We start from the raw sequence: 1,826 nt of genomic DNA on the forward strand, positions 1-1,826 counted from the left end.
GAGCAGCGCCGCCACCACACGTCGAGCCATGCGTCGACCCTACCGCCGGGCGGCGGACCGCTCAGGGCGCGCCGCCCACCGCCGCGACACCCTCCAGGTAGCCCCGGGCGCGTTCGGTCTTCGGGTACCGGCCGACCAGCGCCCAGAACTGCGCGTTGTGGCTGTGCACGATGAGGTGGACGAGTTCGTGCAGCAACACGTAGTCGATCACCCACTCCGGCATCTCCTGGAGCCGGTGGGAGAGCCGGATCGAGCGGTCCGCCGGGGTGCAGGAGCCCCAGCGGCCGTTCTGGTTGCTCACCCACCGGACGCTGGCCGGCACCGCCTGGTCGCCGTACTCGGTCAGGTACAGCTTGATCAGCCGGCCGGACCGCTCCACCAGTTCGGCGTCGGAACGGGTGAGGCGCCCCTCGCGGGCGGCGAGCCGGGCGAGCATCCGGTCGACCCACTCGCTCTCCTCGGCCCGGGAGAACTGGTCGGGGATGAGGACGACGACCCGCTCACCGTCTCGGTAGGCGGACACCGTACGTCGCCGACGCTGGCTGCGCCGTACCTCGACGACAGGCTTCCGCGCCCCCGCCATCAGTGGACCGCGCAGCCTCGGTTTGCTGTCACGTTGGCAAGCTAATGCGTTGTGACCAGGGGTCCGCAAGGGTCAACCCCCCGACACGCGCCCGGAAAATGGGGATTGGTCGCCAGGAGTCCCGAAAAAATTCTTGCCGGAGCATCGCGCGGCGTCACGATCACCCTTCGTGACGGCCGGTGAGGTGTCACAGCACCGACCCGCACCACGGTAAGTGATCATCACTCGACCCCGCCAGCGGGGTCCCAATCTCCGGCCGCACCGCCCGACCAGCGGATTTAGCGGCCTCCAGTCGGCGTGTCCCCGCCAAAAGGACTGATCTGGCGCAATTCGGCGTGCACACTCTCGACGTCGCCTTGCTCACAGTGGCAACGCGCAACTGACATGGAACCACCCGCACCTGGGTAGGGTCCGCCAACCGGTGGTCATGTGGATGACCACGGAGAAGACCCGATGTCGGACGTCGTAGGCGACCGCGCCGGGAGAACCGCCGGACCGGCATCGACCCGGCGGACGAGACGAGGAGGCACACCGTGGCCGACCAGGCCCAGACCTACAACGGTTACTGCGTCAAGTGCAAGGAGAAGCGGGATTTCGAAGGCCGCGTCGAGGTTTCGAAGACCGGCATGAACATGGCCAAGGGCAAGTGTCCGGTGTGTGGCACAACAGTGAACCGCATCCTGGGCAAGGCGAAGGTCTGACGTACGCGTCCGCGCGAGGGGGTGGCCGTCGGCCACCCCCTCGCGGCGTTTCCGCTCACTGTCGGGCCACCGACAGGGTTACCGACGAGTTGTGGAAAACTCGCCAAATCCTGTGGACAGCCCTGGATCTGCGGGTGGCCACCTGTGGACAACGATCGACGGACAGCAGGGAATCGGTCACTGTTCGTACCCATGCCGCCGATCACGGACCACCCGCCGTCGCCCCGACCCACCCTGCTGCCCGGCCTCAGCCGACTCTGGCGCGACCGGCACACCCTCCAGCTCGGGCTGGCACCGGAGCGTGCCGTCCTGGTCGAGTTCGCCGACCCCGGGGCGGTCCGGCTCCTCGACCTGCTCGACGGCACCCGCAGCGAACGGCAGGTGCTGACCGGTACGGGCGGCCGTCCGGAACACGCCCGCGCCCTGCTCGACGCGCTGCGTGAGGCCGGCCTGGTGGTGCCGGCACACACGCTGGTGCCCCGGGATCTCGCCGAGCCCCGCCGGAGCCGACTCGCCGCGGAGGCCGGCGCGCTGGCCCTGGC

General features: G+C 69.3%; 2 protein-coding genes and 1 pseudogene. 2 read left to right on the forward strand and 1 reads right to left on the reverse strand.

Annotated features, from left to right (window positions below):
- Positions 1–61: 61 nt before the first annotated feature.
- Positions 62–583, reverse strand: a complete 522-nt coding sequence (locus tag EYA84_RS31435) for a M48 family metallopeptidase (RefSeq protein WP_131057806.1) — start codon at positions 581–583, stop codon at positions 62–64.
- Between the two features lie 533 nt (positions 584–1,116).
- Between EYA84_RS31435 and EYA84_RS33075 the strand changes: the two genes are divergently transcribed.
- Positions 1,117–1,284, forward strand: coding sequence for a DUF5679 domain-containing protein (locus tag EYA84_RS33075; RefSeq protein ID WP_012014940.1), 168 nt, complete (start codon positions 1,117–1,119; stop codon positions 1,282–1,284).
- Positions 1,285–1,476: 192 nt separating this feature from the next.
- Positions 1,477–1,826, forward strand: a pseudogene (locus EYA84_RS31440) (hypothetical protein); the annotation flags it as partial.

The sequence above is a fragment of the Verrucosispora sp. SN26_14.1 genome (assembly GCF_004307965.1).
GTDB lineage: Bacteria > Actinomycetota > Actinomycetes > Mycobacteriales > Micromonosporaceae > Micromonospora.

Coding starts and splice junctions, on each gene's coding strand:
- EYA84_RS31435 (WP_131057806.1), bottom strand. CDS start 583: ATGGCGGGGGCGCGGAAGCCTGTCGTCGAGGTACGGCGCAGCCAGCGT.